Annotated in this window: 24 protein-coding genes; 16 read left to right on the top strand and 8 right to left on the bottom strand. The window is 70.4% G+C overall.

The window, feature by feature from the left end; genetic code table 11:
- Positions 1–115: 115 nt before the first annotated feature.
- From ACGFZA_RS28585 to ccsB, 5 genes are all read left to right on the top strand, one after another.
- Entirely contained in the window at positions 116–1,378 is a 1,263-nt protein-coding gene (locus ACGFZA_RS28585) for a hypothetical protein (RefSeq protein WP_393682820.1), read from the top strand.
- A 67-nt stretch (positions 1,379–1,445) separates the two neighbouring features.
- On the top strand, positions 1,446–2,054 hold the full coding sequence (locus ACGFZA_RS28580; RefSeq protein ID WP_385286491.1) for a TlpA family protein disulfide reductase: 609 nt from the start codon (positions 1,446–1,448) through the stop codon (positions 2,052–2,054).
- Between the two features lie 4 nt (positions 2,055–2,058).
- Positions 2,059–2,820, top strand: a complete 762-nt coding sequence (locus ACGFZA_RS28575) for a cytochrome c biogenesis CcdA family protein (RefSeq protein ID WP_393682818.1) — start codon at positions 2,059–2,061, stop codon at positions 2,818–2,820.
- A gap of 7 nt (positions 2,821–2,827) precedes the next feature.
- Positions 2,828–4,615, top strand: coding sequence for a cytochrome c biogenesis protein ResB (locus ACGFZA_RS28570; protein ID WP_393682816.1), 1,788 nt, complete (start codon positions 2,828–2,830; stop codon positions 4,613–4,615).
- Entirely contained in the window at positions 4,612–5,694 is a 1,083-nt protein-coding gene (gene ccsB, locus ACGFZA_RS28565) for a c-type cytochrome biogenesis protein CcsB (protein ID WP_385286486.1), read from the top strand. Before ACGFZA_RS28570 ends, ccsB begins: the two co-directional genes overlap by 4 nt.
- A gap of 74 nt (positions 5,695–5,768) precedes the next feature.
- On the opposite strand, the gene ACGFZA_RS28560 is transcribed toward ccsB, so the two are convergent.
- From ACGFZA_RS28560 to ACGFZA_RS28545, 4 genes are all read right to left on the bottom strand, one after another.
- Positions 5,769–7,337, bottom strand: a complete 1,569-nt coding sequence (locus tag ACGFZA_RS28560) for an ABC transporter substrate-binding protein (RefSeq protein ID WP_393682813.1) — start codon at positions 7,335–7,337, stop codon at positions 5,769–5,771.
- Positions 7,330–9,450 (bottom strand): hypothetical protein, encoded by a 2,121-nt coding sequence (locus ACGFZA_RS28555; protein ID WP_393682811.1) that lies wholly within the window; start codon positions 9,448–9,450, stop codon positions 7,330–7,332. Before ACGFZA_RS28555 ends, ACGFZA_RS28560 begins: the two co-directional genes overlap by 8 nt.
- A gap of 125 nt (positions 9,451–9,575) precedes the next feature.
- Entirely contained in the window at positions 9,576–10,031 is a 456-nt protein-coding gene (locus ACGFZA_RS28550) for a nucleoside deaminase (RefSeq protein ID WP_385286479.1), read from the bottom strand.
- Complete coding sequence (locus ACGFZA_RS28545) at positions 10,028–11,335, bottom strand: aldehyde dehydrogenase family protein (protein WP_393682809.1); 1,308 nt, start codon at positions 11,333–11,335, stop codon at positions 10,028–10,030. Before ACGFZA_RS28545 ends, ACGFZA_RS28550 begins: the two co-directional genes overlap by 4 nt.
- 149 nt (positions 11,336–11,484) lie before the next feature.
- Between ACGFZA_RS28545 and ACGFZA_RS28540 the strand changes: the two genes are divergently transcribed.
- Entirely contained in the window at positions 11,485–11,949 is a 465-nt protein-coding gene (locus tag ACGFZA_RS28540; RefSeq protein WP_385286476.1) for a MarR family winged helix-turn-helix transcriptional regulator, read from the top strand.
- Positions 11,950–12,000: 51 nt separating this feature from the next.
- Here ACGFZA_RS28540 and ACGFZA_RS28535 read toward each other — a convergent pair whose 3' ends face one another.
- Positions 12,001–12,399 carry a PLD nuclease N-terminal domain-containing protein gene (locus ACGFZA_RS28535; protein ID WP_385286474.1) on the bottom strand — a complete coding sequence of 133 codons (399 nt, stop codon included), beginning with the start codon at positions 12,397–12,399 and terminating at the stop codon, positions 12,001–12,003.
- A gap of 89 nt (positions 12,400–12,488) precedes the next feature.
- On the opposite strand from ACGFZA_RS28535, the gene ACGFZA_RS28530 reads away from it, so the two are divergent.
- The 3 genes from ACGFZA_RS28530 (at position 12,489) to ACGFZA_RS28520 (ending at position 15,608) form a co-directional block, all read left to right on the top strand.
- Positions 12,489–13,946, top strand: a complete 1,458-nt coding sequence (locus ACGFZA_RS28530) for a menaquinone biosynthesis decarboxylase (RefSeq protein ID WP_385286472.1) — start codon at positions 12,489–12,491, stop codon at positions 13,944–13,946.
- Positions 13,943–14,860: a menaquinone biosynthesis prenyltransferase MqnP gene (gene mqnP / locus ACGFZA_RS28525; RefSeq protein ID WP_393682806.1), complete on the top strand. Its 918-nt coding sequence runs from the start codon at positions 13,943–13,945 to the stop codon at positions 14,858–14,860. Before ACGFZA_RS28530 ends, mqnP begins: the two co-directional genes overlap by 4 nt.
- An 82-nt stretch (positions 14,861–14,942) precedes the next feature.
- Positions 14,943–15,608 carry a UbiX family flavin prenyltransferase gene (locus ACGFZA_RS28520; RefSeq protein ID WP_393682907.1) on the top strand — a complete coding sequence of 222 codons (666 nt, stop codon included), beginning with the start codon at positions 14,943–14,945 and terminating at the stop codon, positions 15,606–15,608.
- An 11-nt stretch (positions 15,609–15,619) separates the two neighbouring features.
- Here the strand turns inward: ACGFZA_RS28520 and ACGFZA_RS28515 are convergent, their stop codons facing one another.
- The gene (locus ACGFZA_RS28515) at positions 15,620–15,754 is read right to left on the bottom strand and encodes a hypothetical protein (protein ID WP_359085743.1); all 135 of its coding nucleotides are present in this window, start codon (positions 15,752–15,754) and stop codon (positions 15,620–15,622) included.
- A 132-nt stretch (positions 15,755–15,886) separates the two neighbouring features.
- On the opposite strand from ACGFZA_RS28515, the gene ACGFZA_RS28510 reads away from it, so the two are divergent.
- The 6 genes from ACGFZA_RS28510 to ACGFZA_RS28485 all read left to right on the top strand — a co-directional run bounded on the left by ACGFZA_RS28510 (position 15,887) and on the right by ACGFZA_RS28485 (position 21,225).
- Positions 15,887–16,342, top strand: coding sequence for an Lrp/AsnC family transcriptional regulator (locus ACGFZA_RS28510; protein WP_311311891.1), 456 nt, complete (start codon positions 15,887–15,889; stop codon positions 16,340–16,342).
- 49 nt (positions 16,343–16,391) lie between these two features.
- On the top strand, positions 16,392–17,555 hold the full coding sequence (gene mqnE, locus ACGFZA_RS28505) for an aminofutalosine synthase MqnE (protein ID WP_385286530.1): 1,164 nt from the start codon (positions 16,392–16,394) through the stop codon (positions 17,553–17,555).
- Positions 17,556–17,677: 122 nt separating this feature from the next.
- Positions 17,678–18,202, top strand: a complete 525-nt coding sequence (locus ACGFZA_RS28500) for a GNAT family N-acetyltransferase (RefSeq protein WP_385286468.1) — start codon at positions 17,678–17,680, stop codon at positions 18,200–18,202.
- 166 nt (positions 18,203–18,368) lie between these two features.
- Positions 18,369–18,623, top strand: a complete 255-nt coding sequence (locus ACGFZA_RS28495) for a DUF4229 domain-containing protein (protein WP_385286528.1) — start codon at positions 18,369–18,371, stop codon at positions 18,621–18,623.
- A 431-nt stretch (positions 18,624–19,054) separates the two neighbouring features.
- Complete coding sequence (locus ACGFZA_RS28490) at positions 19,055–20,398, top strand: dicarboxylate/amino acid:cation symporter (RefSeq protein ID WP_385286466.1); 1,344 nt, start codon at positions 19,055–19,057, stop codon at positions 20,396–20,398.
- A gap of 203 nt (positions 20,399–20,601) precedes the next feature.
- Positions 20,602–21,225, top strand: a complete 624-nt coding sequence (locus tag ACGFZA_RS28485; protein ID WP_385286526.1) for a TetR/AcrR family transcriptional regulator — start codon at positions 20,602–20,604, stop codon at positions 21,223–21,225.
- Between the two features lie 36 nt (positions 21,226–21,261).
- Here ACGFZA_RS28485 and ACGFZA_RS28480 read toward each other — a convergent pair whose 3' ends face one another.
- On the bottom strand, positions 21,262–22,083 hold the full coding sequence (locus tag ACGFZA_RS28480; protein WP_393682803.1) for a MaoC family dehydratase: 822 nt from the start codon (positions 22,081–22,083) through the stop codon (positions 21,262–21,264).
- Positions 22,084–22,088: 5 nt separating this feature from the next.
- Positions 22,089–23,408, bottom strand: coding sequence for a 3-oxoacyl-ACP reductase (locus ACGFZA_RS28475; RefSeq protein ID WP_385286463.1), 1,320 nt, complete (start codon positions 23,406–23,408; stop codon positions 22,089–22,091).
- A gap of 76 nt (positions 23,409–23,484) precedes the next feature.
- Between ACGFZA_RS28475 and ACGFZA_RS28470 the strand changes: the two genes are divergently transcribed.
- Complete coding sequence (locus ACGFZA_RS28470) at positions 23,485–24,762, top strand: acetyl-CoA C-acetyltransferase (RefSeq protein ID WP_393682801.1); 1,278 nt, start codon at positions 23,485–23,487, stop codon at positions 24,760–24,762.
- Positions 24,763–24,770: the final 8 nt, after the last annotated feature.

Raw genomic sequence — 24,770 nt, 5'->3', positions numbered from 1 at the left:
TCTGGTTCCGTAAAGAATTGTGTGCTAATTCGCGGAACCTCCGTGTTGCTTCGCCCATCTAAGCCTTTGGCAGTTTGTATGGACTTGAGGCAAAACGACCGCAGATGGGATCCGCATGCGTGACATCAGCCGAAGGGGTTTGCTCGGAGCCGGACTTGGGGCCGCGGCCGCCGTCGGGGTGGCGGGCTGCAGTTCATCCGGTACCTCCCGTACGGGTGGGGCCGGGCCGGACAAGGGTGCCAAGGGCCAGAAGGGCACCGACGGTGCGGTCAAGGGCAACGGACCCGCGAAGAAGGACGTCCGTGCCATCGGGGACGGTTCCACCGCCGACACCGGGAAGCAGCCGCACCAGCCGTCCGCGCCCGTTCCGCTCGAACCGGGCCAGAAGCCGCCGCAGTTCGTGATCTTTTCCTGGGACGGCGCCGGCGAGGTCGGAAACGGACTGTTCCCGCGTTTTCTGGAACTCGCCAAACAGCACGACGCGGCGATGACCTTCTTCCTGTCCGGGCTCTATCTGCTGCCCGAATCGAAGAAAACCCTCTACCGCCCGCCGAACAACCCCATCGGCGCCTCCGACATCGGCTATCTCACCGACGGCCACATCAAGGAGACGCTGAACAACGTGCGCCAGGCCTGGCTCGACGGGCACGAGATCGGGACGCACTTCAACGGGCATTTCTGCGGCGGTTCCGGATCGGTGGGCAACTGGTCGGCCTCCGAGTGGCAGAGCGAAATCGATCAGTCGATCTCCTTCGTCACCGAATGGCGCACCAACACCGGCTGGACCGACCTCGATCCGCTGCCCTTCGATTACCGCAAGGAACTCATCGGAGGCCGTACCCCCTGTCTGCTCGGACAGGACAATCTGCTGCCCACCGCGAAGAAGCTGGGATGGCGCTACGACGCCAGTTCGCCCGGCGGCACCCAGGTCTGGCCCACCAAGCGCATGGACGTGTGGGACCTGCCGCTCCAGGGCATCCCCTTCCCCGGGCACAGCTTCGAGGTCCTCTCCATGGACTACAACATCCTGGCCAACCAGTCGCTGAATTCGACCAGGGGAATGCCCTCCCGGTATCCGGGCTGGCGCGAGCAGGCCACGCAGTCGTACATCAGCGGTTTCCAGCGCGCGTACGAGACGAACCGTGCGCCGTTCTACATCGGAAATCACTTCGAGGAGTGGAACGGCGGCATCTATATGGATGCGGTCGAGGACGCGCTCAAGCACATCGCCGGGAAGCCGGATGTGCGCCTCGTCTCCTTCCGGCAGTTCGTCGACTGGCTCGACGTCCAGGATCCCGCGGTGCTCGCCAAGCTCCGTTCGCTGGAGGTCGGGCAGGCCCCCGACGGCGGTTGGAACACGTTCTTTAAACAAGCCTGACAACGGGCTTTACGGGCACCGAGGGGGGTGCCCAAGATCCCCGAAACCGCCATGCGAAACTTTTCACATGAGCTATGGCCGCGCACATCGACGCCGCTTCACCCTGCTCGCCGCCCCCGCGGCGGCCGTCGCGCTCGCACTGACGCTGAGCGCGTGCAGCTCGGACGGCCAGACCGGTGGCGGCGGCGACACCAACTTCGTCACGGGCACCGGCGGGATCGCCACCGCGCCCAAGGGCGAGCGGGCCGACGCGCCGAAGCTCGACGGCGAGACTCTGGACGGCAAGAAGCTCGACCTCGCCGACTACAAGGGCAAGATCATCGTGCTCAACGCCTGGGGCTCGTGGTGCGCCCCCTGCCGGCTGGAGTCGAAGTACTTCACCAAGGTGGCCAAGGAGACCGAGGGCCAGGGCGTCCAGTTCGTCGGGGTCAACACCCGCGACGCGGAGCGCGCCCAGGCCATCAGCTTCGAGAAGGACTTCGGGGTCACCTACCCCAGCTTCTACGACCGGACCGGCAAGCTCCTGCTCCGCTTCCCCAAGGGGACGTTCAAGCTGCAGTCCATCCCGTCGACCGTCGTCATCGACCGGGACGGGAAGCTGGCCGCCCGCTTCGTGGGCCCGCTCGACGACACCAACCTGCACAAGATGCTCGACCCGCTGATCGCGGAGAAGTGATCAGGTGATCACCCTCGCCGCCGCCACACAGAACGAGACGGTCCTGAGCGGGGCCCTGCTCGTCGCCCTGCCCATCGCCCTGCTCGGCGGGCTCGTCTCCTTCTTCTCGCCCTGCGTCCTGCCGCTCGTCCCCGGCTACCTCAGTTACGTCACCGGAGTCAGCGGGGCCGATCTGGCCGACGCCCGGCGGGGGCGCATGGTCGCGGGCGCCTCGCTCTTCGTGGCCGGTTTCACCGCTGTGTTCGTCTCCGGAGGCGCCCTCTTCGGCTACTTCGGCGACACGCTCCAGGCGAACAGCGGACCGCTCACCAAGGTCCTCGGCGTGCTGATGATCCTCATGGGCCTCTTCTTCATGGGCCTGATGCCGTGGATGACCCAGCGCGAGTTCCGCATCCACAGGAAGCCGGTGACCGGCCTGGTCGGTGCCCCGCTGCTCGGCGCGCTCTTCGGGATCGGCTGGACGCCGTGCCTCGGCCCTACGCTCAGCTCGGTGAGCATCCTCGCGATGGACCAGGGGACCGCCGGACGCGGGGCGATACTGACCGTCGCCTACTGTCTGGGCCTCGGCATCCCGTTCGTGCTCGCGGCCGTCGCCTTCCGCAAGGCGCTCGGCGCGTTCGGCTGGGTCAAGCGCCACTACGCCTGGGTCATGCGCATCGGCGGCGGCATGATGATCGTGACCGGGCTGCTCCTGCTGACCGGCGCGTGGGGCAGCATGATGCAGGAACTACAGGGCTGGTCCGCCGGCTTCACGGTGGGGATCTGAGTACCGAATGAGCAACACCAAGTCCAACCCGTCCCAGAAGCGCGAGCGCCCCGACGAGCGGGAGGTGCGCGCCGAGCGGGACCGGGAGACGGCCCAGGAGCTCGGCGCCGCCGGCTCCCAGCTCTCGACCGCCCCGCGCGAGGAGAGCCTGGCGAGCCTTCCCGCCATGGGCGTCATCGGCTGGGCCCGCTGGTTCTGGCGGCAGCTCACCTCCATGCGGGTCGCGCTGATCCTGCTCTTCCTGCTGTCGCTCGGCGCCATCCCCGGCTCCCTGATCCCGCAGAACAGCGTCGACGAGCTCAAGGTGCAGACCTTCAAGGGGCTCCACACCACCGTCACGCCGATCTACGAGAAGCTCCAGTTCTTCGACGTCTACAGCTCGGTGTGGTTCTCCGCGATCTACATCCTGCTGTTCGTCTCCCTCATCGGCTGCATCGTGCCGCGCACCGGCACCTTCATCGGCCAGCTGCGCAGCCGCCCGCCGGGCGCACCGGGGCGCCTGACCCGGCTGCCCGCGTACACCACCTGGCGCACCGAGGCCGAGCCCGGGCAGGTCCACGAGGCCGCGCTCGCGATGATGCGCAAGCGCCGCTACCGGGCCCATGTCGACGGGGACGCGGTCGCGGCCGAGAAGGGCTATCTGCGCGAGGCCGGGAACCTGATGTTCCACATCGCGCTCATCGTGATGCTGGTGGCCTTCGCCTGGGGACAGCTCTTCAAGTCCGAGGGCGCCAAGCTGGTCGTCGAGGGCGACGGTTTCTCCAACACGATCACCCAGTACGACGACTTCAAGTCCGGCTCGCTCTTCGACAACGACTCGCTGGTCCCCTTCAGCTTCACCCTCGACGACTTCATCGGCACGTACGAGCGCAGCGGCCCCCAGATCGGCACGCCGCGGACCTACGAGGCGCGCGTGACGTACTCGAAGGGCGCCTACGGCAAGGCCGAGAAGAAGGTCATCAAGGTCAACGAACCCCTGGTCGTCGACGGTACGAAGGTCTATCTCAACGCCCACGGCTACGCGCCCGTCGTCTCCGTCAAGGACGGCAGGGGCAAGGAGGTCTACAAGGCCGCCGTGCCGCTGCTGCCCATCGACAACAACGTCACGTCGTCCGGTGCGATCAAGGTGATGGACGGTTACCGCGGCAAGGACGGCAAGAAGGAGCAGCTGGGCTTCCAGGCGTTCTTCGTGCCGACCTTCGCCGGCAACGGCAAGGGCACGATGTTCTCGCAGTTCCCGGCCGCCGACATGCCGGTTCTCGCGCTCAACGGTTTCCACGGCTCGCTCGGCGTCGACTCCGGCATCGCGCAGAACGTGTACCAGCTCGACACGTCCAAGATGAAGGAGTTCAAGAACTCCCAGGGCAAGCAGCTCAAGCAGCGCCTGCTCGTCGGCGAGACGATGAAGCTGCCCGACGGGGCAGGCTCCATCACCTTCGAAGGCCTCCAGGAGTGGGCCAGCTTCCAGATCTCGAAGCAGCCCGCCAGCGGCTGGGCGCTCACCGGGGCCATCGGCGCGATCGCCGGACTCGCCGGCTCCCTGTTCATCCAGCGGCGCCGGGTCTGGATCCGCGCCGTACGCGGCGCCGACGGCGTCACCGTCGTCGAAATGGCGGGGCTCGGCCGCAGCGAGTCCGCGAAGCTTCCCGAGGAGCTGGCCGATCTCGCGGTCACGCTCAACGCCGTGGCGCCCACCGCGTCCGGCCCAGACACCGACCCCGACCCCGATCCGGACCCCGGCACCCCCGTCGCCGCCGCGTCCTCCGCAGAACCTTCCGAAGGGGCTGAGAAGTGAATCTCGCCGCCGCAACCAACGAGAACCTGGCACACACCAGCAATGTGCTGATCTATTCGTCGATGGCCGTCTACACGCTGGCCTTCTTCGCGCACATCGCGGAGTGGGTGTTCGGTTCCCGGAGCAAGGTCGGCCGCACCGCCGCCGAGCTGACGGCCGAGCAGGCCGCCGCCGGCACGGTGAAGGTCCAGGTCGCGCAGAAGGGCGGCACCACCGCCGTACTGGAGCGGCCGAAGATCGTCACCCGTTCCGCGGCCGGATCGCGCGATGTGCCGGACGGACCCGGTGCCGCGGGCGGCACCTTCAAGGGCGACCTCTACGGGCGGATCGCGGTCTCCATGACCGTGCTCGCCTTCCTCGTCCAGGCGGGCGGGGTCATCGCCCGCGCCCTGTCCGTGCAGCGGGCCCCCTGGGGCAACATGTACGAGTTCTCCATCACCTTCTCCACGGTGGCGGTCGGCGCGTACCTGATCCTGCTCGCGCTGAAGAAGAACGTCCGCTGGATGGGCCTGATCCTGGTCACGGCCATCCTGCTGGACCTCGGCCTCGCGACCACGGTGCTCTACACCTCCAGCGACCAGCTGGTGCCCGCCCTGCACTCGTACTGGCTGTGGATCCACGTCTCCACCGCCATCATCTGCGGTGCCGTGTTCTTCATCGGCGGCATCGGCACGCTCATCTACCTCTTCCGCGACAGCTACGAGAGCAAGATCGCCAACGGGGGGCAGCCGGGCACGTTCGCCCATTCGGTGCTCTCCCGGATGCCGTCCGCGTCGAGCCTCGACAAGTTCTCGTACCGGATCAACGCCGCCGTCTTCCCGCTGTGGACGTTCACGATCATCGCGGGTGCGATCTGGGCCGGTGACGCCTGGGGCCGGTACTGGGGCTGGGACCCCAAGGAGGTCTGGTCCTTCATCACCTGGGTCGCGTACGCCTGTTACCTGCACGCCCGTGCGACGGCCGGATGGAAGGGCCGCAAGGCCGCCTACCTGGCGCTGATCGCCTTCGGCTGCTGGATCTTCAACTACTACGGCGTCAACATCTTCGTCACCGGCAAGCACTCCTACGCCGGCGTCTGAGCCCCCGGGGCCCGCACCCCACGGCTGCCCGTCCCCGCTCCGGCGGGGGCGGGCAGCCGTCTTCCGTTCCCGGGTCAGGGCGCCGACGACGGGGGCAGGCACTGCTCCTTCGGCGGCGCCCCCTCCGGCCAGGCCAGCGCCGAGAACCGCTGGTGCGGCGGGTCCGGTGCCAGCTCCACCACCGGTACGGCCTTGTTGTACGGGTTGCCGTGGTTGTCGAGGCAGATCCAGCCGCTGGCCCCCCGCACCCGCAGGGACCCCTTCACCCGGGGCCACTGGCCGCCCACGTCCTCCAGCCCGGGGATCTCCTTCCCGTCCGTGGTCGCCCGCCGGATACCCGCCACCGCCAGCGTCATCGCGTCATGGGCGATGATCACCTGTCCGTCGGTCAGGTCGTCGTGCGCGGTCGGCCCGATCGGGCCGACCGGCTTCCTTCCCACCTCGGCCAGCAGACCGGTGAACGCCCGGTAGTCCTGTGCCGAACCGCCCGTGGGCTGCTTCTTGCCCGCCGCCACCGTGGGCCAGGCGTCCGGATGGGCCAGCGAGGCGTAGCGGACGGTCACCTTGCGCCGCAGCGCGTCCCGGTCGAGCTTTTCGTCGTCGCCCAGGTACGAGCCCTCGTCACCCGTGAGCACCGTGAAGCGGCGGCTCTGACAGCCGCGCGCGCCCAGCGCGTTGACGAACTGGCGCAGCTGGACGTGGCGCCCGGCGAAGAACACCGTGTCCGCGTCCGTGTCGCAGATGAGGTGGGTGATCTGCTCGAAGGTGTTGGCCGTGGTGCCCTCGTCGTACGGGTCCTTGCGCGAGGTGAACAGCTCCGGCTCGTACTTCGACCCCTTCAGCAGATTCCGGAACGCCGACTTCAGGGTGTCCGTGTAGTGGTCGCCGCTGCGGGTGTCCTGCACCAGCAACGCCTTGTCCGCCTTCACCTCACCGAACGAGGCCAGGGCGCGGGCCTCGTCCCGGTTGGTGGGCGACACCCGGGCCAGGCCGGGGAACGGGTCGCCGGCCGGGCCGTTGGCGATGTCGTCGGCGGTGATCGTGGAGCCCACGACCGGAATCCCGGCCCCGGTCAGCTCCTTCACCGCTTCCTTGGTCTGCGTACTGCTGATCGCGACCCCGGACACCGCGCGCAGCCGGTCCGGAGCCCCCGTCATCGTCAGCAGCCGGTCCACCGCCGGGCGCCACTGGAGGCTGTTGTTCCCGATGTTCGCGAGCACCAGGCGGATCTGCGGGACCTGCCCGTTCGCGTGGTGATTGGCCCGGTACTGCGCGGCGAACGCCCCCTGGAGCTCGTGCAGCACCTTCGTGCGCATGGACGCGTCGGTCGAGGTCAGCGGGAGCAGCAGCGCCACCGTCGCGTACGGGGCGTCCTTCTTCAGCGAGCGGTTCTCCCGGCCGATCGCCGCCGCGGCCGACGTCAGCTGCGACTGCCCGAAGTCGTAGCCGTCCCCGGACACCCCGACGCACTCGTCGCTGCCCTGCGGCCGTTCCACTCCCGCCGCGCAGGAGCGGTCCTCGGGTGCGGTGACGCGGTCCACCCCGTACCAGCCGGCCGTGACCAGCAGGGCGGCCACCACGACCGAGGTGACGATCTTCTGCCGGGTGGTCCACCACAGGCGGTACCGCAGCGGATTACGCATCCGGACCACCGCCCCCCGGGCGGTGCGGCCCGCCCCGGACGGGGGCGGGCGCCCCCGGCGGCATGGACAGGGCCCGCCACTCCCGCAGATCGCGCGGCCAGTGCGTCGCCGCGTCCCAGAGCACCGCGTGCCCCGTCGCGTGCCTGCCGGACAACTGCCGCAGCTCGTGCGCCATCTTGTCGATCACCTCTTCGTCGGGCAGCGCCAGCGGATCGGACAGCAGCCAGACGGCGTGGAGCAACCGCCTCAACTGCAACTGGAGTTCGGCGTCCCGCTCGACGAGCCCGGCCAACGCCGCCCGCTCGTCGTCCGAAGCGGCCGCCCGCCCCAGTGCGACGGCCCGCCGCGGATCGGGACCGGTGCTGCCGGGCGGGCGCGGGAAGGGGGCCGAGGCGACGAACCGCAGCGCGTCGAGCCAGCTCAGCACATCGGGCCGGGCGAACTGCACCCGCAGGTGCGTGACGCAGTCCTCCGCCCCGCCCAGCACCAGCTCCTGGTGCAGCCGGTGCGGCTCGCTGGGGCAGGCGCCCCCGGCCGCGTACGCCGAACGCAGCGTCTCGTGCACCGCCCGCCACGCCGCGTAGTACGGCGGGTCGTCGTCCTGGAACCGCAGCCGGTGCAGGAGCAGCGACCGCAGCAGCGGATCGGCGACGAAGTGCTCCGGCCCCACCGGCCAGTCCTCCGCCCGCAGCGCGTCCCGCACCCGCAGCGCCACATCGCCGTCCGACGACTCCCCGCGCAGCCGGGTCGTGGCCAGCAGCCGCGCCGAGTCCTCGCCGTGCGCGGCGGCCAGCACGCTCAGCACGTCCGGACGCTGCCCGGGCAGCAGCCGCTCCAGCAGCTCGTCCGCCACCCGCACCGGCGGCCGGTCCTCGCGCAGCTCCACCGTGCCGTCCAGCAGCGCCCCCGGCACCAGGGCGCCCGGGTCCGGCGACTCGCCCGCCGCCTGCGCCAGCAGGGCCACGCCGAGCGGCCGCCCGCCCGTCAGCCGGTGCACCCCGCGCGCCAGCCCGGCGGGGGTCCGGCCGTGCGGATCGTGCCGGTCGAGCGCCGAGCGGACGTGGGACGCGTCCAGAGGGGTGAGGCCGACGGCCAGGATCCCGGAGGTCACCTCCGTGCCCCGCGCCCAGTGCGAGGCGTGTGCCACCTCGGGCAGACGTCGGCGCACCGCGTGGCTCAGCCCCGCGTGGTCATGGACGCGGGACGACGCGAACACCGCGATCTGGTCCCGCACGCCGGCCGTGCGCTGCCGCAGCAGCGGCTCGACGAGCCGGCGGCCCAGCTCCGTGTGCGCGTTGTCGAGAAGCAGGACCGGACGGCCCCGCCGGGCACCGCGCGCCATTCCCCGGTACGCCCGCACCAGGTCCTCGACCAGGGCCAGCACCAGATGGTCCTCGGCGCGGCGGCGCAGATCGCCGCCGCGCTCGAAGTCGACCGCGAGCTGCCGCAGTCCGATGCGTCCGTTGCCGCCCGCGTGCGGATAGGTCCCGTACCAGTCGGCCGACCGCCGCTGGAACCGGCTGAACGTCTCCTCCAGCACCGTCTCCACGGTCGCCTCGGCCACCATGCCCGCCATCGGCGCCACCGAGTCGAAGGCTCCGGCCGCCAGTTTCGTGAGCACCTTGGTGACCCAGCCCGTCGCGGCGTCGCCCCGGGTGTCGAGCGTCGCCAGCACCGGGCCGAGCGACTGCAGGTCGCGCTGGGCCCGCGATTCGTCCTCCCGCCGCCAGGACACCGAAGCCACCGCCACGAGGCCCAGACCGAGGCGGGGAAACTGCACCGGACGGGCCGCGTGCACCCGGGCCGTGAGCTGGGTGGCCAGCTCCGGCAGCACCCCCGTCACCGGCGTCCAGCCGGGCCCCGGATCCGCGGGCGGCAGCACGGCCTCGCAGTCCACCAGGGCGACCGGGGTGATCTCGCGGTACAGGCTGCGCAGTTGCTTGAGCACCGCCGTCTTGCCCATGCCGCGGCCGCCCGTCAGCACCGCGACCGGCGGATCGTCGCCGTGCTCGCAGGCGACCCGCCGCGAGCCGTGTGGAGTGAGGCCGGTCAGGCGCGCCGCAAGTCCGTCATCACCGAAAACTGCCTCGCGCCCGTACAGCTCTCGCTCCACAGCACCCCCAGCGCCGCCGCACTCCGATCTGCCACTCCGTCAACATCAGTTTATCGACCGGGTGTTGGAGGGCGGTGACAATTTTCGAACGATCGAGGCGGGGGCGCGGTGCGCGGTGAGGGAGGTCAGTCGTCGCCGATGTCCTCGTTCCACAGGGCGGGGTGCTCCCGTACGAAACCGCGCATCAGCTCCACGCAGGCGGCGTCGTCGAGCACCACGATCTCCACCCCGTGCCGGGCCAGCCAGTCGTGCCCGCCGTGGAAGGTCTCCGCCTCGCCGATCACCACCCGCGAGATCCCGAACTGCCGCACGAGGCCCGAGCAGTACCAGCACGGCGACAGCGTCGTCACCATCGTCGTGCCCCGGTACGAACGCTGCCGCCCGGCCGCCCGGAAGGCGGCCGTCTCCGCGTGCGTCGACGGATCGCCGTCCTGGACCCGGCGGTTGCGGCCGCGCCCCAGCAGCGTGCCGTCCGCCCCGTACAGGGCGGCACCGATCGGGATGCCGCCCTCGGCGAGACCGGCGCGCGCCTCGTCGAGGGCGGTGGCCAGCCACACCGCGTCCCGGCCGGGCGCGCTCACGAGGGCATCGGGGTGTCCAGGACCGCCTTGCGGTGGCTGAAGGTCTCCAGCGAGTACCGGCCGTGGTAACTCCCCATCCCGCTCTCGCCGACGCCGCCGAACGGCAGGTCCGACACCGTGAGATGGGCCAGCGGCAGTCCGATGCCGACCGCGCCCGAGGACGTCTCGGCGACCAGCCGTTCGCGTACGGCGTCCGAATCGGTGAACGCGTACAGGGCGAGCGGCTTGTCGCGGTCGTTGATGAACGCGATCGCCTCGTCGAGCCCGTCGACCGTGACGATCGGCAGCACCGGGCCGAAGATCTCCTCCCGCATCACGGGCGCGTCCGGCGCCACGTCGGCCAGCACGGTCGGCGCGATGTACCTGCTGTCCCGGTCGTACGTCCCGCCGGTCACCGTGCGGCCCGAGCCCAGCAGCCCCGTCAGCCGGTCGAAGTGGCGCTGGTTCACGATCCGCCCGTACTCCGGGTGCGTCGAGGGGTCCGCCCCGTACAGTCCCTCGACCGCGGCGGCGAGCGCGTCCGCGAGGGCGGCACCGGTCTCCGGGTCGGTCAGGACGTAGTCGGGGGCGACGCACGTCTGGCCCGCGTTCAGGAACTTGCCGGCCGCCAGCCGGCCGGCGACGGCCTTCGGGTCCGTGTCCCGGTCCACGAACACCGGTGACTTGCCGCCCAGTTCGAGCGTCACCGGCGTCAGGTGCCTGGCGGCGGCCGCCATCACGATGCGGCCCACCGTGCCGTTGCCGGTGTAGAAGATGTGGTCGAAGCGCTCCGCGAGCAGCGCGGTGGTCTCGGGGACCGCCCCCTCCACGACGGCGACCGCGTCCGTGTCCAGGTACTGCGGCAGCAGCCGCGCGACGGCCGCGGAGGTCGCGGGCGCCATCTCGCTCGGCTTGACCACGACCGCGTTGCCCCCGGCCAGCGCGCCGACGACCGGGGCCAGCAGCAGCTGCGCCGGGTAGTTCCAGGGTGCGATGACCAGGACGACGCCGAGCGGGTCCTGCACGGTGTGCGCCGTCGCGCCGCGCAGCGAGGCCGGTACGGGGGCGGGCTCGGGCCGCAGCCAGTCGGCGAGGTGCTCCAGCGTGTGGTCGATCTCGCGGACCGTGAAGTCGATCTCGGTGCGGTACGCCTCCTTGCGGCTCTTGCCGAGGTCGGCGTTGAGCGCGGCGGCGAGCTCGTCACCGCGCTCCGTGAGCAGCGCCCGCAGTCGCCGGAGCTGATCCGTGCGCCAGTCGAGGCTCTTGGTCCGCCCGGTACGGAAGGTGGCGCGAAGGCGGTCGACGGTCTCGGATGCGGAAGGCATGGGGTACTCCCTGCGATGGGGGACTGCGGCTGAACACCGGCGAGGCCGGCATGGAACTTGATATGCTCAAGCAATCCAGTTCATGTAACTGTCAAAAGTTGAGCATGTCAAATAAATGTCGACGGACGCCGATCGAAGAATGGCCGACCATGACCACCGAACCGACGCCCCGCGCCGCCGCTGCTCCGGACGATCGACCCGTCCCGACCCCGGAGGACCTCCTGGAGCCCCTGGCCCTCGTGGTCCGCGGCCACCACGACGACCTCACCGCCGTCGCCGCCCGCCACGGCCTGTCCACCTCGCAGGCCCGCGCGCTGATCGCGCTCAACGAACCCATGCCGATGAGCGCGCTCGCCGCCCACCTGGTCTGCGACGCGTCCAACGCCACCGGCCTCGTCGGCCGCATGGAGACCCGCGGCCTGGTCAGCCGGACCCCGTCCCCCGACGACCGCCGCTCCAAGGTCGCGAGCCGCACCCCCGAGGGCACGGCGCTCGCCTACACCATCCGCGCCGAGATGCGCGCCGTGCACGCCGCGCTCGAAGCGCTCACCCCGGAGGAGCGCACAGCGCTGCTGCCCCTGCTCGACAAGCTGGGGCAGCAGCTGTACGCGTGACCGGGAAGCGGCAGAGGGGCGACGGCCGGGAAGCGGGGGCGGCGGACGCGGTCAGGAAGCGGGCGGTGCCGAGCCCTCCGGCCCGTTCTCCCGCCGCTTGAGCTCGTCCTCGCGGCGGCGCAGGTCCGCCTCCCAGTCCTTGAGGACGGCCTCGTCCTTCTCGTTCTCGTCCTTCAGGGACTTCAGGAAGTCGGGATTGTCGTCCGGTGCCACCCACCGCTGACGGTGGTTGCGGTGCCATTCGGACGGCGTGCGGCCTCCGGCGGGGACCTCGCGCAACTTGCCCGCGGCCAGCCACACGATCGGGCCGACGATCCAGAACAGCAGGATGATGAAGACCCAGGCGATCTTCGGCAGGTGCTTGGCCTCGTCCTCCGGGGTGTTCAGGCAGTCGATGAACGCGTAGATCGTCAGTGCCAGCGGCAGGAGATAGATCAGGGCCCGGAACATGGTGGAAGGTCCCCCCGAGGAGAGTTGGCGGGGGCAATGTCCCGCCCCGGTGACGGGCCCAGGGTAGCGGGTGGCCGATACTGGGGCGTATGGCTTACGACGATCTTCGATCCCTCCTCCGGGCTCTGGAGCGCGAGGGCGAGCTCAAGCGCATCAAGGCCGAGGTCGACCCCTACCTGGAGGTCGGTGAGATCGTCGACCGGGTGAACAAGGCCGGCGGGCCGGCGCTGCTCTTCGAGAACGTCAAGGGCTCCTCGATGCCCCTGGCCATGAACGTCTTCGGCACCGACAAGCGCCTCCTCAAGGCGCTCGGGCTGAAGTCCTACGCCGACATCAGCGACAAGATCGGCGGACTGCTCAAGCCCGAGCTGCCGCACGGCTTCGTCGGCGTCCGGGAGGCCTTCGGCAAGCTCGGCACGATGGTGCACGTACCGCCGAAGAAGGTGAAGAGCGAGAACGCGCCCGTCCAGGAGGTCGTCCTCACCGGCGACGACGTGGACCTGGACCTGCTGCCCGCCCTGTTCACCTGGCCCAAGGACGGCGGCTCCTTCTTCAACCTGGGGCTCACCCACACCAAACACCCTGAGACCGGCGTCCGGAACCTCGGGCTCTACCGCCTCCAGCGCCACGACCGCCGCACCATCGGGATGCACTGGCAGATCCACAAGGACAGCCGCAACCACTACCAGGTCGCCGCCAAGCGCGGCGAGAGGCTGCCGGTCGCCATCGCCTTCGGCGCGCCGCCCGCGGTCACGTACGCCTCCACCGCGCCGCTGCCCGGGGACATCGACGAGTACCTCTTCGCCGGGTTCATCCAGGGCAAGCGCATCGAGATGGTCGACTGCAAGACCGTCCCGCTCCAGGTCCCGGCCAACGCCGAAGTCGTCATCGAAGGATGGCTGGAGCCCGGGGAGATGCTTCCCGAGGGGCCGTTCGGGGACCACACCGGCTTCTACACGCCGCAGGAACCGTTCCCCGCGCTGACCATCGACTGCGTGACCATGCGCAAGCGGCCGCTGCTCCAGTCCATCGTCGTCGGCCGGCCGCCGACCGAGGACGGGCCGCTGGGCCGCGCCACCGAGCGGTTCTTCCTGCCGCTGCTCAAGATCATCGTGCCGGACATCGTGGACTACCACCTGCCCGAGTCCGGTGGCTTCCACAACTGTGCGATCGTCTCGATCGACAAGAAGTACCCGAAGCACGCCCAGAAGGTGATGAGCGCGATCTGGGGCGCGCACATGATGTCGCTGACGAAGCTGATCGTCGTCGTGGACTCCGACTGCGACGTCCACGATCTGCACGAGGTGTCGTGGCGGGCGCTCGGCAACACCGACTACGCACGCGACCTCACCGTCGCCGAGGGGCCCGTCGACCATCTCGACCACGCCTCCTACCAGCAGTTCTGGGGCGGCAAGGCGGGCATCGACGCGACGAAGAAGTGGCCCGAGGAGGGCTACACCCGGGACGGGGGCTGGCCGGACATGGTCGAGTCCGACCCGGACACGGCGGCGAAGGTCGACCGCCGGTGGAAGGAATACGGACTGTGAGCGCCGCCGAAGCGACCCTGGGCTCCGGGCCCGCGCAACCGAACAGCAAGGTCAAGGCGTTCCTGCGGCTCGTGATGATCGAGCACTCGGTCTTCGCGCTGCCCTTCGCGTACATCGCCGCGCTGACCGCGATGTTCGCCGACGACGAGTCGATCCACTGGGTCACGCTGCTGCTGGTCACCATCGCCATGGTCGGGCTGCGGACGTTCGCGATGGCCGCGAACCGGATCATCGACCGGGAGATCGACGCCCGCAATCCGCGTACCGCGGGCCGCGAGCTGGTGACGGGCGCGGTGTCGGTGAAGTCGGCGTGGACCGGCGCGCTCGTCGCCGTCGTCGTGTTCCTCGGGGCGGCGGCTCTGCTGAACCCGCTCTGTCTGGCGCTGGCGCCGCTCGCGGTGATCCCGATGGTCGTCTACCCGTACGGCAAGCGGTTCACGAACTACCCGCACGCCATCCTGGGCATCGCCCAGGCCATGGGGCCCATCGGCGCCTGGCTGGCGGTGACGGGCAGCTGGTCGTGGGACGCGGTGATCCTGGGGCTGGCCGTCGGGGTCTGGATCGGCGGCTTCGACCTGATCTTCGCCTGCCAGGACGTGCAGGCCGACCGCGCCCACGGGGTGCTGTCCGTCCCGGCGCGCTTCGGCGTCCCGGCGGCGCTGTGGGGGGCCCGGGTCTGTCACGCGGTGACGACGGGCCTGCTGGTCTGGTTCGGTCTGGCCACGGAGGCCGGGCTCTTCTACTGGATCGGCATGGTGATCGTCGCCGTGGCCTTCGTGTACGAGCACCGGGTGGTGCGGCCGCACGATCTCTCGCGGCTGAACCGGGCGTTCTTCCAGGTCAACGGGTTCATCGGGATCGCGCTGTTCGCCTGCGCGCTGCTGGACCTGCTGGTGCGGGGCCTGACGGTGTAGTACCCGTTCCGGGTCCGAACTCCTGACGCGCCCGCGCTGCGGCCTGCCGGATAGGCTCGGGGGTGTGGATTCCGGGACTTCAGTGAGTCAGCAGCGGCGAGAGCCTTGGATTGTCGGGGTTTCGGGCGCTTCGGGCACCCCATTCGCCGCCGCCGTGCTGCGCGGTCTGCTGGCCGCGGGGGAGAGGGTCGACCTGGTGGTCAGCCGGGCCTCGCGCCTCACGCTGCTGGACGAGACGGGGATCGCGTTCCGTGACGCCCACTGGCAGGAGGATCTGCGCGGCTGGCTGGCACGGGGGGCGGACGGGAAGCCGCACACCTTCGACGTGGACGTGTCCGGGGTGCGGCACTGGGCGGCCGGCGATCTGGCCGCGGGGCCGTCCTCGGGGTCGTATCCGGCGAAGGGGATGCTGATCGTGCCCGCGTCGACGGCCTGTGTGGCCGGGGTGGCGCTCGGGCTCTCGAAGGATCTGCTGCAGCGGGCCGCGAGCGTGACGCTCAAGGAGCGGCGGAAGCTGGTCGTCGCGGTGCGCGAGACGCCGCTGAACGGCCAGACGCTGAGGCACATGGTGGCCCTGGACGAGGCGGGCGCGGTCGTGCTGCCCGCCTCTCCGGCGTTCTACGCGGGGGCGACGCACATCCAGGATCTGGTGGATTTCGTCGCGGGGCGGGTGCTGGACGCGGCAGGGGTGCCGCATCTGCTGTACCGCCGCTGGGAGGGAGAGCTCGGTGGTGGCTCTCGCGGCTGATCCGGGTGGAGTCAGCGCTTCTTGGGGGTGCGCGGGTTGCGGGTCCTGTCGACCCGGTGGGCCGCGGCGGGCTGATGGGCACGCGAGCGGTTGGCCAGGTCCTGCAGCTCGCGCATCCGGGCGTAGGCCATCTCGATCGTGTACACGGTGTATCCACTCCTGAAGATTCGAATGCGTTTTTTGGAAGTTCGGAAAGATTTGCAGGCCGCGAAGCCTGCATGCCTTAGATTCTACACGTAGACTTGCGATACTGCTGAACAATGGAAGGTTTCAGTCACATGGACGCGGTGGACAGGCAGCTCATTCAGGCCCTCAGGGAGAACGGCAGGGCCTCGTACGCCGAGCTGGGGCGGCTCGTGGGGCTCTCCGGGCCCAGCGTCACCGACCGCATCAACCGGCTGGAAACCGCCGGTGTCATCACCGGATACCGCGCCACCGTCGACGCCGCCTCGCTCGGCCTCGGGGTCACGGCCCTGATCGGCATCTCGCTCTCCGACGCCGCCGACCACGAGGACGTGGCGCGCCGGCTGAAGGACCTTGCCGAGATCGAGGACGCCTGGTTCATCGCGGGCGACGACTCCTACATGCTCAAGGTCCGGGTCGGTGACGTGGACGGCCTGGAGAAGACCATCCGCCGGCTCAGCGGTACCAAGGGCGTCTCCCGGACGCGGACCACGATCGTCCTGTCCACCAAGTGGGAGAACCGGGTCGGAGACCTTCCCGAAGAGGGCTAGGCGTACGGTGAGCTGAAGGCTGTTACGGAGAGAAATGGGAGGCGCCCTAGTGGACGCGGGACTCAAGCGCGAGCTGGAGCAGAAGGTCCGGGACGGTGAGCGGCTGACCCGCGAGGACGGGATCGCGCTCTACGAGTCCGACGACCTGGCCTGGCTCGGCGGTCTGGCCCATGAGGTGCGTACGCGCAAGAACGGCGACGTCGTCCACTTCAACGTCAATCGTCACCTCAACATGACCAACGTGTGCACCGCCTCGTGCGCGTACTGCTCGTTCCAGCGCAAGCCGGGCGAGAAGGACGCGTACACGATGCGCATCGAGGAGGCCGTCCGTCTCGCGAAGGCGATGGAGGGCGAGAGCCTCACCGAGCTGCACATCGTCAACGGGCTGCACCCCACCCTGCCGTGGCGCTACTACCCGCGTTCGCTGAGCGCGCTGAAGGAAGCGCTGCCGTCGGTCTCCCTCAAGGCGTTCACCGCCACCGAGATCCACCACTTCGAGACCATCTCCGGGCTCTCGGCCTCCGAGATCCTCGACGAGCTCATCGAGGCCGGTCTGGAGTCGCTCACCGGCGGCGGTGCGGAGATCTTCGACTGGGAGGTCCGTCAGCACATCGTCGACCACGCCACCCACTGGGAGGACTGGTCGCGCATCCACCGGCTCGCGCACGAGAAGGGTCTGAAGACCCCGGCGACGATGCTGTACGGGCACATCGAGGAGCCCCGTCACCGCGTCGACCACGTGCTGCGGCTGCGTGAGCTGCAGGACGAGACCGGCGGTTTCCAGGTCTTCATCCCGCTGCGCTACCAGCACGACTTCGTGGACATGAAGGACGGCAAGGTCCGCAACAAGCTCCAGGCGCGGACGACGATGGCGACCGGCGCGGAGGCGCTGAAGACCTTCGCGGTCTCCCGCCTGCTGTTCGACAACGTTCCGCACGTCAAGGTCTTCTGGGTGATGCACGGCGTGCAGACCGCCCAGCTGGCGCTCCAGCACGGCGCGGACGACATGGACGGCTCGGTCGTCGAGTACAAGATCACGCACGACGCGGACAACTACGGCACGCCGAACAAGCTGGGCCGTGAGGATCTGCTGGACCTGATCCGCGACGCCGGCTTCCGGCCCGTGGAGCGCAACACCCGGTACGAGATCATCCGTGAGTACCCGGGCCCGGACGCGGACCGGCGCGAGTCGCCGCAGCCGATGCGGGTCTGAACCTGCGCGCGCCCCGTCGCGCGTACCGCTGTACGAAAGCTCCGGCCGCCGTCCCCGGCCGGAGCTTTCTCGCGTTTCGGACGGTGGTTGAGCCGAAAGGGAGTAATGGTTAATCTGCGCATATGGCGCTTACATTTGAGCTGGATCCCTCGTTCGACCCGTCCGTCCGGGACGGTATAGCCGCGCTGTGGGCCGATGTGTCCAACGCGGGCGGCGCGGTGGGCTTCGTGCCGCCCGTGACGGCCGACGACGTCCGGCCCGAGCTGGTCAAGCACCTGACCGCGATGGCCGAGGGCCGGACCCGGCTGCTCGTCGGCTACGACGAGGAGGGTGCCGTCGCCGCCACGGCCTTCCTCACCCACAACACCCACCGGCTGATGAGGCACTGGCTCTGGATCTACACCGTCATGGTCCACCCCCGGCACCAGGGCCGCGGCTACGGCCGCGATCTGATGGCCGCGGCCGCCGACGCCGCGCGCACCCTCGACGGCATCGAGGCTATCCGGCTCACCTGCCGCGGCGGCACGGGCGCCGACCGCTTCTACGGCGCCTGCGGCTACAAGGAGGTCGGACGGGTGCCGGGGGCGATCCGGGTGGCCGAGGGCGACGACCGGGACGACGTCATCATGCTGCTGCCGCTCCGCTGAGCGCGGGCGGCGGGGTCGGGGGAGGGATTCCGGCACGTGCTTGGCGCAGCCCTCCGAACTGATCGATTGTGGGGCATGCTTCACTGGTCGGGCAGGACTGTCGTACGTAGAGAGAAGGCCAGCTGTGTCCGCTGCCAAGCCGAGCGCAACCGTCCGGTACACCGCGATGCGTCTGAGCATCTTCGTCGGCTGCCTCGTCGTCGCCGCCATCGCCGTCAACTTCGGGCTCATCCCCTCCGGCGCGGGCGGATCCAACGTCGTCTGGGTCGTCCTGCTCGCGCTGGTGCTCTCCGCGCCGCTCAGCTACGTACTCCTGCGCAAGCAGCGCGACGAGATGTCCGTGCAGATCGTGTCCTCGGTCGACCGCGCCAAGGCCCGCCTCGAATCGAACCGCACGCGCGAGGACAGCGTCAGCCAGTAGTGATTCGGTGAGGGCAGAGTAAGGAATTTGTAAGCTTCCTCACACCCGCCCCCGTTCTTCTCGAAACCCCAGCATCGGAGCGACCGCTCCTGTACTGGGGTTTTCGCGTTCCCGGGACGGGTGTTGAGCGTGGACCGTCCGGATCGACGGGCCGCCGGCCGCTCCGGATCCCCAAAGAAGACCTTTGAGGTTCTCAAAGTTCAAGTGTTAACGTGTTCGACATGAAGACAGCTGTGCGCCTCCGACCTGCCGCGAGCATCCCGCTCGTGGAGCGCCTGCATGTCGATCTCTGCCGCTGTATGTCCGCGGTCTGTTGCCGCAACGTCTGAACCGGCATCATGCAGCGGCGCCGCCCCTGACGCGGGCGCCGCACCCCCGTCCCCCGCACCGCGCCCCCGTGCGTCCCGATGCGTCACATCTGGAGTGTGTCCGTGTCCGCGAACCCCGCGTCCACCACCACCGATGAGCCCACCGGCTCCGGTTTCCGCATACCCAAGGTCCCGTTCTGGGCCCAGATCGTCGCCGGCCTCGTGCTCGGCGTCCTGCTCGGCTGGCTCACCCGCAGCTACGACATCGAGTGGCTCTACACCACGCTCGACAAGATCGGCCACATCTTCGTCCAGCTGCTGAAGCTGGCCGTCGCACCGCTCGTCTTCTTCGCGATCCTGGTGTCGATCACCAACCTGCGCAAGGTCAACAACGCCGCCCGGCTGGCAGGCCGCACCGTCCTCTGGTTCATGATCACCTCGCTGATCGCGGTCGCCATCGGCCTCGCGATCGGCCTGATCACGAACCCGGGCTCCGGCACCGGCCTCACGCCGAAGGACGGCAAGCTCCCCGAGCACGCAGGCTCCTGGCTCGACTTCCTGACAGGCATCGTTCCGAGCGACGTGATCACGCCGTTCACCGAGCTGAACGTCCTCCAGATCGTCTTCATGGCCGCCGTCGCCGGTATCGCCGCGCTGAAGCTCGGCGAGAAGGCCCAGCCGATCCTCACCCTCAGCGAGTCGGTCCTGGAGCTCCTCCAGAAGGCCCTGTGGTGGGTCATCCGCCTCGCCCCGCTCGGCACCGTCGGCCTCATCGGCTACGCGATCGCCGACTACGGCTGGGACCTGATCGGCAAGTACGCGACGTTCACCGCCGACGTCTACATCGGCTGCGCCCTGGTCATGTTCGGCGTCTACCCGCTGCTGCTCGCCACCGTCGCCAAGGTCAGCCCGCTCCAGTTCTTCAAGGGCGCCTGGCCCGCGATCCAGCTCGCCTTCGTCTCCCGCTCCTCGGTCGGCACGATGCCGGTCACCCAGAAGGTCACCGAGCGCCTCGGCGTCCCGAAGGAGTACGCCTCCTTCGCCGTCCCGTTCGGCGCGACGACCAAGATGGACGGCTGCGCCGCGATCTACCCGGCGCTGGCCGCGATCTTCATCGCGCAGATCTTCGACGTGCAGCTGGGCGTCGGTGACTACATCCTCATCGCGTTCGTCTCGGTGATCGGTTCGGCGGCCACCGCCGGTCTGACCGGCGCCACGGTCATGCTGACCCTGACGCTGTCGACGCTGGGCCTCCCGCTGGAGGGTGTCGGCCTGCTGATGGCCATCGACCCGATCCTGGACATGATGCGGACGGCGACGAACGTGGCCGGCCAGGCTCTCGTCCCGGTGATCGTCGCGGCCCGCGAGAAGATCCTCGACCACGACGCGTACAACTCGGCCTCGGCCTCCCCGGTCGAGGACGAGGTGCCCGCGACCGAGCGGGAGCGCGTGGCGGTCGCCGCGTAACCCGCACGCACGATCCCCAGGAGCGCCCCCGGTCCCACTGGACCGGGGGCGCTCCCGTGTGCCGGGCGATGATTTCCGGCCGTCCGCGCGGTGCGAACCCCGCTCCGTGCGACGCGGCGAGGCGGCCCGCGCCGTACGCTTACCGAGGAGTAGGGCATCGGGGGCGGGAGGAAGTCGACGTGGGTGCTGTGAAGAGCAAACGGATGCCGCGCGCGGTGCGTGAGCAGCAGATGATGGACGCCGCGGTGCAGATCTTCGGGCAGCGGGGATTCCGCGCGGCCTCGATGGACGAGATCGCCGAGCTCGCCGGCGTGTCCAAGCCGTTGGTCTACCTCTATCTGAACTCCAAGGACGAACTCTTCTCCGCGTGCATCGCGCGCGAGGCGAAAGCGCTGGTCGCCGCCGTGCAGGCGGGCGTGCAGCCGGGGCTGCCGGCGGACCGCCAACTCTGGGAGGGGCTGCGGGCGTTCTTCACGCACACCGCGGAGAACCCGCACGGCTGGGCGGTGCTGTACCGGCAGGCACGGACGCACGGGGAGCCGTTCGCCGGTGAGGTGAACGTGATGCGCGAGGAGATCGTTGCGTTCGTGACGGGTCTCATCGGCGCCGCGGCGCGCGAGGCGCACAGTGATCCGGCGCTTCCCGACCGCGATGTGACGGGGCTCGCGCAGGCGTTGGTGGGCGCCGCTGAGGCGCTCGCCGGCTGGGCGAACGAGACTCCGGGCGTCTCGGCGAAGGAGGCCGCGGCCACCTTGATGAACTTCTCCTGGGCCGGTCTGGAGAACCTGATGAACGGTCGTCCCTGGCAGGCCCCGGGCCGGGTGTAGCACCGGCCTCCGGGCCCGCAGCCGCTGTCGCCCCTGTCAGGCGGCCGCGCTCGCCGTCCCCGTCAGGTGGACGCGTCCGCCGTCGCCGCGGAGCTGGAAGGCGGCGCCGTCCGTGGCGTAGGTGACGGTGCCGGGCAGCAGGACGGGGGCCTTGAAGTCGGCCCGTACCGAGTGGATCAGGTGGGGCTGCGGGGCCTCGGCGAGGCAGCGGGCGACGGTCCACATGCCGTGTGCGATGGCGCGCGGGAAGCCGAACAGCCGGGCGGTCAGCGGGTACAGGTGGATCGGGTTGCGGTCGCCGGACGCGGCTCCGTAGCGCCGCCCGAGGTCGGCCGGCAGCCGCCACTCGGTGACGGCGGGGAGTGCCGGTTCGGGAGCGGCGGGGGCCGGGGCCGTGGCCGTACGGGTCGCGTGGCGGGACAGATAGCCGCTGCGGGACTCCCACACCAGCTCGCCCGCCAGCCTCGCCCCGGTGACCATCGTGACCTCGGTGCCGCGCCGGTGCGGCCGCAACTCGTCCGCGTGCACCGAGAGTTCCAGTTCGTCCGCCGGGAGCAGCGGCCGGTGCGCGGTGATCTCGATCCAGGTGTGGACGAGGCCGGTGACCGGCAGCGGGAAGTGCCGCCGGGTCATCAGGTCCATGGCCAGCGGGAAGGCCAGGACGTGCGGGTAGGTGACCGGCAGGGTGTCCGGCCCGGTGAATCCGCAGAGCCTGTTGTACGCGGCCAGCGGTCCGGGGGCGGTCGGTGCGGCCGGCCGGGTCGGCCGGTCGGCCGGCAGTGTGGCGCCGGGCCGGCCGGCCCGTTTGAACGGGGACGCCGCGGCTCCGCGCGCCAGGGACAGGGTCAGGCTCGGCATCCGCGTCACGCTCCCAGCAGGCTCTGGCCGCAGACCCGGACGATCTGTCCGTTGACGGCGCCGGAGGCGGGCTGGGCGAACCAGGCGGTGGTCTCGGCGACGTCGACCGGGAGACCGCCCTGCGAGAGGGAGTTCATCCGGCGGCCGGCCTCCCGGATGAAGAGGGGGACGGCCGCGGTCATCTTCGTCTCGATGAAGCCGGGGGCCACCGCGTTGACCGTGACGCCGTGGTCGGCGGCGGCGCGTGGCGCGAGGGAGCGGACCAGGCCGATGATGCCGGCCTTGCTGGCCGCGTAGTTCGTCTGGCCGTTGTTGCCCGCGATGCCGGCGATGGAGGCGGTGGCGACGATCCGGCCGCCGCGGTTGACCGTACCGGCCTTCAGCAGGGCGTCGGTGGTGCGCAGGACGCTGTCGAGGTTGACGTCGATGACCGAGGCCCAGCGGTCGGCGGCCATGTTGGCGAGCCGCCGGTCACGGGTGATGCCGGCGTTGTGGACGAGGATGTCGAGGCCGTCCGGCGCTGCGGCGGCGATCCGCTCGGCCGCGTCGTCCGCGGTGATGTCCAGCGGCAGGGCGGTGGCGCCGAGCCGGTCCGCGGTGCGCACCAGGTCCTCCTGGGCCTGCGGGATGTCCAGGCAGATGACGTGCGCGCCGTCGCGGGCCAGGACCGAGGCGACCGCGGCGCCGATGCCGCGTGCCGCGCCGGTGACCAGTGCGGTGCGGCCGGTGAGGGGGGCCGCCCAGTCGGCGACGGGGTCGGGGGCGGCGTCGGTCACCTCGATGACCTGGCCGCTGATGTACGCGGACCGGGGGGAGAGCAGGAAGCGCAGGGTGGACCCGGCGCCGGCGACCCCGCCGGGCGCGATGCGCAGCAGCTGGACGGTGGAGCCCTTGCCGATCTCCTTGCCGAGTGAGCGCACGAAGCCTTCGAGGGCCTGCTGGGCGGCGGCCTGGTGATGGTCGTCCGGGGACGGGCGCACCCCGAGGACGACGACGCGGCCTCCCGGCGCGAGGGAGCGGACGACCGGGTGGAGTGCGGCGTGTACGGCTGCGAGTCCGGCGGCGGTGTCGACGGCCGTCGCGTCCAGGACGATTCCGGCGGGCCGGTCGGCGCGTGCCACGACCTCCGGTCCGCAGGCGGCGAGGACGGTGCGGAGTTCGTCCGTGAGGGCGGAGTCCCCGGCGGTGAGGTGGAGGACCGGGCCGGTGAGGGTCTGGGTCTCCAGGGTCCAGCGGCGCAGCGGGGCGGGCTGGGGCAGGCCGAGTCTCCGGGTCAGGAATCGGCCGGTGGCTGTGCCGGTCAGGTGCAGATAGCGGTCGGCCATTGTCCAGACTCCCTGCTCGGTCGTAGATTTACTCCAGAGTAAGGTTACTCAAGAGTCAGGAGCTGGTCGAGATGAGTTGGTCGAGTTGATCCCCCTCGCACTCCCGCAGCCCCGCAGGGTCGCGGTCATCGGCGGCAGCCGTATCCCCTTCGCGCGCTCCGACGGGCCGTACGCGCAGGCCTCCAACCAGCAGATGCTCACCGCGGCGCTGAACGGTCTGGTCGAGCGGTTCGGACTCCAGGGGCAGCGGGTCGGCGAGTTCGCCGCCGGTGCGGTCCTCAAGCACAGCCGGGACTTCAACCTGGCCCGGGAGACCGTCCTCGGCTCGCTCCTCGACCCGCGCACGCCCGCGTACGACCTCCAGCAGGCCTGCGGCACCGGCCTCCAGGCGGTCATCGCGGCCGCCAACAAGATCACGCTGGGGGCGGTCGACTGCGCGATCGCGGGCGGTGCGGACACCACCAGCGACGCGCCGCTCGGCGTCAACGACGAATTGCGCCGGCTGCTGCTGTCCGCGCGGCGCGCGAAGTCGACGGGCGGCAAGGCGGCGGCACTCGCCCGGGTACGCCCCCGGCACCTCGTCCCGGACATCCCGCGCAACGCCGAGCCGCGCACCGGCCTGTCGATGGGCGACCACGCGGCGGTCACCGCGAGGCAGTGGGACATCGGCCGCGCCGCGCAGGACCGGCTCGCCGCCACCAGCCACCAGCGGCTCGCCGCCGCGTACGACCGGGGCTTCCTGGACGACCTCGTCGTCCCGTACCTCGGCCTGGACCGCGACCAGAACCTGCGCCCGGGCTCCACGGTGGAGAAACTCGCCACGCTGAAGCCGGTGTTCGGCACGGACCACCCGGACGCCACGATGACCGCGGGCAACTCGACCCCGCTCACGGACGGCGCCGCGACGGTGCTGCTGGCGAGCGAGGAGTGGGCCGAGCGGCACGGCCGGGAACCGCTGGCCTACCTCTCCCTGTACGAAACGGCCGCGGTCGACTACGTGGGCGGCGAGGACGGGCTGCTGATGGCGCCCGCGTACGCCGTGCCCCGCCTGCTGGAGCGGGCCGGGCTCGGCATCGAGGACTTCGACCTCTTCGAGGTCCACGAGGCCTTCGCCTCCCAGGTGCTCGCCACACTGGCTGCCTGGGAGAAGCAGGGGCTGGCCCCCGTCGACCGGGACAAGCTCAACGTGGCGGGGTCCTCCCTCGCCACCGGGCACCCGTTCGCCGCGACGGGCGCACGGATCGTCGCCACCCTCGCGAAGCTGCTCGCGGAACGCGACGCCCCGGGCCGCGGACTGATCTCGATCTGCGCGGCGGGCGGTCAGGGCGTCACGGCGATCCTCGAACGCGTGTGAACCGCAGC

The sequence above is a fragment of the Streptomyces sp. NPDC048211 genome, from assembly GCF_043202315.1.
GTDB lineage: Bacteria > Actinomycetota > Actinomycetes > Streptomycetales > Streptomycetaceae > Streptomyces.
The sequence above is the reverse complement of the archived record's forward strand: the minus strand, read 5'-3'. Positions and strand labels throughout refer to the sequence as shown.